Genomic DNA, 5,072 nt, shown 5'->3' with positions numbered 1-5,072 from the left:
CGGCGTCGCTGCCGGTGTCCGACGCGGTGACGATCGCGCGCACCAGCCCCTACTCCCGCTTCCCGGTCACCGGCACCGGCCTCGACGACGTGCGCGGCTTCCTGCACGTGCGCGACCTTCTCGGCGCGGACCCGGCTGCACCGGTGCGCACGCTGACCCGCGAGATCCTGCACCTCCCGGCGACCAACCGGGTGCTCCCCTCGCTGTCGCGGATGCGCGCCGAGGGCAGCCACATCGCCGTCGTCGTCGACGAGTACGGCGGCACCGACGGCATCGTCACGCTGGAGGACCTGGTCGAGGAGCTGGTCGGGGAGATCCACGACGAGTACGACCAGGAGGACCCCGAGGTGGCCGGCGAGCTGGATGCCGGCCTGACGATCGAGGAGTTCGGCGAGCGCACCGGCGTCGAGCTCGAGGACGGGCCCTACGAGACCGCTGCCGGCTTCGTGGTGCACCAGCTCGGCCGGCTGGCCGTCCGCGGCGACACGGTCGTCGTCGGCGACCGCGAGCTCGTCGTGTCAGCGGTCGACCGGCACCGGATCACGCGGCTGCGGGTCCGACCGCACCCCGAGCCCTGAGGCGCACCGGAGCCGGCGGGAGAATCACCCCTTCGGGTCATCAGGACCGCCGGGTGCCGACCGACCGTCTAGACATGGCCCGCTCGCTCCGCGCTGCCCTGCTCGCCCTCGCCGCCGCGCTCGGAACCCTCGCGTCCGTCGGCGCCGCGCCCGCCTCGGCCGGCCCGCCCGACGAGTTCGTGATCGCGTCGTTCAACGTGCTCGGCGCCGACCACACCGACGGTCGCCACGGCCGGCGGGGCTTCGAGACCTCCGACGTACGCCTCACCAAGGCGCTCAAGGTGTTGCGCCGCACGCACGTCGACGTCGTCGGCCTGCAGGAGTTCCAGCGCCCCCAGTACGACCGCTTCCTGTCCGCGGTGGGCGGTCGCTGGGCGGTCTACACGGGCGCGGAGTGGGACACCGACAACTCCATCGCGTGGCGCACGGACCGGTTCGCGTTCGTCGAGGGCTGGTCGGTGCCGGTGCCGTACTTCCACGGCAACACCCGCTACATGCCGGTCGTCGGGCTGCGCTCGCTGGTGAGCAACCGGGTGATCTACGTGATGAACACCCACAACCCGTCCGACACCCGCGGCAACGCGGCGAAGTGGCGGCGCGAGGCGACCGCGATCCAGCGCGGCGTGACCCGGGTGCTCACCCGCCAGCGCCACGCGCCGGTGTTCATGACCGGTGACATGAACGACCGCGCGGCGTACTTCTGCCCGTTCACACAGAACGGCGTCATGCACTCCTTCATCGGCGGCTCGAACCCGAAGGGCGGGCCGTGCAACCCGCCGCGGTCGGGCGTGGACTGGATCTTCGGCAACAAGTACGCCGAGTTCGACGACCCGCGCATCGACCGCTCGCCGCTGGTCGCGGCGACCACGGACCACCCGGTGATCAGCGCGCACGTGCGCCTGCGCTGAACCCACGTCGACCCGCCCGAAACTTTCGGGCGGGTCAACGTGCGCGTGCCTCTCGGCGCCGCGGTCGCGCGCCCTCAGGCGCTCCAGCCGAGCAGCGCGCCACCGGCGGTGACGCTGACGAACCACAGCACGATCGCGAACACTGCGAGACCGGGCACCCAGCGCGGGTGCAGCGACCACCACGCACAGGCCACGACGAACAGCGCGACCCACACGACCAGCAGCACGACCACCGCCCACCAGGGCGCGACGAGCCCGCTCGCGGCGTACAGGAAGAACGCGCACGCCATGCCGGCCATCCCGACGAACGGCCAGGGCGACACGTCAGGGCGCCCGCGGGGGCGCCGTCCGGGCTTGGTCACGGGAACTACTGCTCGACGTCGTCGTTCCAGTCGGGGTCGTTGTCCCACTCCTCGTTGCGCCGCTCGGCGGTCTCGAGGGCCTGCTCGGCCTCCGCTCGCGACGCGTAGGGGCCCAGCCGGTCGATCGGCGGGCACAGGTTCGTCTCGTCCTCGACCCGCTTGTGGCGCACGCAGTACCAGAACTGGCTCATGTCGCCCGAAACTACACTCGTCGGGTGACGTTCCCGCTCCGCGACGTGCCCGCCTCCATCCCGCGACCCGAGTACGTCGGCAAGGAGGCGCCTGCCCGGTTCGCCGGCAGCGAGGTCAAGGACGCCGAGACCGTCGAGCGGATGCGGGTCGCCGGGCGCCTGGCGGCGCAGGCCCGCGACCTGGTCGGCGCGCACGTCGCCCCGGGCGTCACCACCGACGAGCTCGACCGGATCGGCCACGAGTTCCTCTGCGACCACGGCGCCTATCCCTCGACGCTCGGCTACCGCGGCTTCCCCAAGTCGCTGTGCGCCAGCGTCAACGAGGTCGTCTGCCACGGCATCCCCGACGATCGGGTGGTCGAGGACGGCGACATCGTCAACATCGACGTGACGGCGTACCTCGACGGGGTCCACGGCGACACCAACGCGACGTTCCTGGCCGGCGACGTCGACGAGGAGTCGCGACTGCTGGTCGAGCGCACCCGTGAGGCGCTCGAGCGCGGCATCAAGGCCGTGAAGCCCGGCCGCCGGATCAACGTCATCGGCCGGGTCATCGAGTCCTACGCCGCACGGTTCGGCTACGGCGTGGTCCGCGAGTTCACCGGGCACGGCATCGGCACCGCGTTCCACAGCGGGCTCGTGGTGCCCCACTACGACGACCCGGCCTACGACACCGTGATCGAGACCGGCATGACGTTCACGATCGAGCCGATGCTCAACCTCGGCACCCACGAGTGGGACATGGCCGAGGACGGCTGGACCGTGCTCACCCGCGACCGGCGCCGCAGCGCGCAGTTCGAGCACACGCTGCTGGTCACGCCCACCGGGGCCGAGGTGCTGACGCTGCCCTGAGAGGCGCCTCAGCCTCGAGGCTTAGACCAGGTCGTCGTACGACGTCTCGCCGGTCTCCGCGAGACGCCGCTCCACGCGCAGCACGGCGACGTCGTGCTCGGGGTCGCCGCTCATCGTCGCCGCGAGGCGCAGGTGCGGGAGCGCCTCGGCGTACCTGCTCTGCCGCTCCAGGCACCGTCCGAGGGCGTGCCGCACCCAGTCGTCGGCAGGGTTCTCCTCGACGAGGCTCCCGAGCTCCTCCTCCGCGCGCTGCAGCTGCGCGCGCATCAGGAACGCCCAGGCGCGCAGCATCCGCAGGCCGGTGTTGTCGGGCTCCTCGGCGAGAGCCGGCTCGAGCACGTCGAGCGCCTCGCGGGGCGCTCGCCGGGCGAGCAGGTCGAACGCCGTGCGGTACGCCGACTCCGGGCCGGCCTGACCCGGGAAGACGACCGGCGGCGCCTGGATCTGGCTGATCTGCTGGTCGAAGTCGTTCACGACCCTCCAACGCTTGCGGAGGGCGGCGGATTCCCGGGCGGGTCGTCGTCGGGACCTCATCCTCTAGCGCGGGTGCCGGCCCTCGGCCACCGTGGGAGGAGGACCCCCGAAGGGAGGCACTGCCGTGCAGTGGGACCTGGGACTCGAAGGGTCGGCCCTGCTCGCCGCCATCGCGCTCGTCTTCGGCGTCGCGGCAGGACTGCTGGTCGGCGGGAGCTGGACACGCCGGGCGTGGGCAGCCGCGATCGGCACGGTCGCCTGCGTCGGGGCCGGGCTGCTCACCAGCGAGTGGGTGTTCGGCTCGTCGACAGAGGACGACCTCCAGCCGTACGTCGACGGGCTCACCCGCGACGAGGTGCTGCTCTCCAGCCTGCTCACCACGGTCGTGGTCGTCGTCGCGATGCGCTACCTCGCGCGGCACGGGCACGAGCCGCACCTGGGGCGGCACCGGCACCCCGTTGGCCGGCACCGTGCGCTGCACCCGTGACGCTGCACCCGTGACGCCGACTCCTGACGCTGGTTGACTCGCGCCATGTCCTCCTCCTTCCGCGCGCTGCACCACGCCGACCTGCCGCTGCTGCTGCCGAACGCCTGGGACGTGCCGTCCGCGCTCGGGTTCGTCGAGGCGGGGTTCCCCGCGATCGGGACCACCAGTTTCGGGGTCGCGACGTCGGCGGGGTTCCCGGACGGGGACGGCGTCACCCGCGAGGCCAACGCGGTGCTCGCCGCCCGGTTGGCCCGGCTGCCCGTCCACCTCTCGGTCGACATCGAGGACGGCTACTCCGACGACCCCACGGAGGTCGCGGAGTACGTCGACTCGTTGGCCTCGCTCGGTGTCGCCGGGGTCAACCTCGAGGACAGCGCCGCCGGCCACCTGGTCGACCCCACGGTGCTCGCCGCCAAGGTCGCCGCGGTCAAGGAGCGCAGCCCGGACGTGTTCGTCAACGCCCGCATCGACACCTACTGGTTCCACGAGGACGACACGGTGCCCGCGACGGTCGCGCGGGCACTCGCGTACGTCGAGGCCGGAGCCGACGGCGTCTTCGTGCCCGGTCTGACGGACCCGGCGGCGATCCGCGAGATCGCCGCCGCCGTGCCCGCGCCGCTGAACCTCCTGATCACGCCCGGGCTGTCGCTGCGCGAGCTCGCCGACCTGGGCGTCCGCCGGGTCAGCACCGGCTCGCTCCCCTACCGCGCCGCCATCGACGCCGCCGTGCACGTGGCGACCGCGGTGCGCGACGGGGAGGCTCCACCGACCGCGACGTCGTACGCCGACGCACAGGCCCGGATCCGCCGCTATCCTTGAGCCGCGGATGGGCTGGCCGGGCGACCGCGTGGAGGTGACTCCCCGAGGAAGGTCCGGGCTCCACAGGGCAGAGTGGTGGGTAACACCCACCCGGGGTGACCCGCGGGACAGTGCCACAGAGAACAGACCGCCCCTCCCCGCTCCGGCGGAGAGGGGTAAGGGTGAAACGGTGGTGTAAGAGACCACCAGCGACCGGGGTGACCCGGCCGGCTCGGCAAACCCCACTTGGAGCAAGGTCAAGAAGTCCCGTGCTTGCACGGGATGCGCGCACGTTCGAGGGCGGCCCGCCCGAGTGCGCGGGTAGACCGCTGGAGGGTGTCGGCAACGGCACCCGTAGATGGATGGTCGCCCCCCGGCTCGCCGGGGACAGAACCCGGCCTACAGGCCAGCCCGTCCGCACC

8 protein-coding genes and 1 other RNA gene are annotated in these 5,072 nt (G+C 72.4%); 6 read left to right on the top strand and 3 right to left on the bottom strand.

The annotated features are described in order from the left end of the window. Both Q0L15_RS12475 and Q0L15_RS12470 read left to right on the top strand, forming a co-directional pair. Positions 1-578, top strand: a 578-nt coding sequence (locus Q0L15_RS12475; RefSeq protein ID WP_296604766.1) for a transporter associated domain-containing protein, incomplete at its 5' end; no start/stop codon positions are given. Positions 579-652: 74 nt separating this feature from the next. Continuing rightward, complete coding sequence (locus tag Q0L15_RS12470) at positions 653-1,486, top strand: endonuclease/exonuclease/phosphatase family protein (RefSeq protein ID WP_296604765.1); 834 nt, start codon at positions 653-655, stop codon at positions 1,484-1,486. A gap of 74 nt (positions 1,487-1,560) precedes the next feature. Here Q0L15_RS12470 and Q0L15_RS12465 read toward each other — a convergent pair whose 3' ends face one another. Together Q0L15_RS12465 and Q0L15_RS12460 are read right to left on the bottom strand one after the other, a co-directional pair. Then, on the bottom strand, positions 1,561-1,848 hold the full coding sequence (locus Q0L15_RS12465; protein WP_296604764.1) for a hypothetical protein: 288 nt from the start codon (positions 1,846-1,848) through the stop codon (positions 1,561-1,563). 5 nt (positions 1,849-1,853) lie between these two features. Further along, positions 1,854-2,039: an SPOR domain-containing protein gene (locus Q0L15_RS12460; RefSeq protein WP_296604763.1), complete on the bottom strand. Its 186-nt coding sequence runs from the start codon at positions 2,037-2,039 to the stop codon at positions 1,854-1,856. Positions 2,040-2,063: 24 nt separating this feature from the next. On the opposite strand from Q0L15_RS12460, the gene map reads away from it, so the two are divergent. Further along, the gene (gene map, locus Q0L15_RS12455; RefSeq protein ID WP_296604762.1) at positions 2,064-2,891 is read left to right on the top strand and encodes a type I methionyl aminopeptidase; all 828 of its coding nucleotides are present in this window, start codon (positions 2,064-2,066) and stop codon (positions 2,889-2,891) included. Positions 2,892-2,912: 21 nt separating this feature from the next. Here map and Q0L15_RS12450 read toward each other — a convergent pair whose 3' ends face one another. Further along, the gene (locus tag Q0L15_RS12450; RefSeq protein ID WP_296604761.1) at positions 2,913-3,365 is read right to left on the bottom strand and encodes a tetratricopeptide repeat protein; all 453 of its coding nucleotides are present in this window, start codon (positions 3,363-3,365) and stop codon (positions 2,913-2,915) included. 124 nt (positions 3,366-3,489) lie between these two features. Here Q0L15_RS12450 and Q0L15_RS12445 point away from each other — a divergent pair, with 124 nt between their 5' ends. The 3 genes from Q0L15_RS12445 (at position 3,490) to rnpB (ending at position 5,068) form a co-directional block, all read left to right on the top strand. Then, on the top strand, positions 3,490-3,852 hold the full coding sequence (locus tag Q0L15_RS12445) for a hypothetical protein (RefSeq protein WP_296604760.1): 363 nt from the start codon (positions 3,490-3,492) through the stop codon (positions 3,850-3,852). A gap of 45 nt (positions 3,853-3,897) precedes the next feature. Continuing rightward, positions 3,898-4,671 (top strand): isocitrate lyase/phosphoenolpyruvate mutase family protein, encoded by a 774-nt coding sequence (locus Q0L15_RS12440; protein WP_296604759.1) that lies wholly within the window; start codon positions 3,898-3,900, stop codon positions 4,669-4,671. A gap of 8 nt (positions 4,672-4,679) precedes the next feature. Then, positions 4,680-5,068, top strand: an RNA gene (gene rnpB / locus Q0L15_RS12435) — RNase P RNA component class A. The last annotated feature ends 4 nt before the right edge of the window (positions 5,069-5,072 follow it).

The organism is Nocardioides sp. (assembly GCF_024509035.1).
GTDB lineage: Bacteria > Actinomycetota > Actinomycetes > Propionibacteriales > Nocardioidaceae > Nocardioides.
Note: the sequence above shows the minus strand (reverse complement) of the source record. Positions and strands in the feature narration are given on the sequence as shown.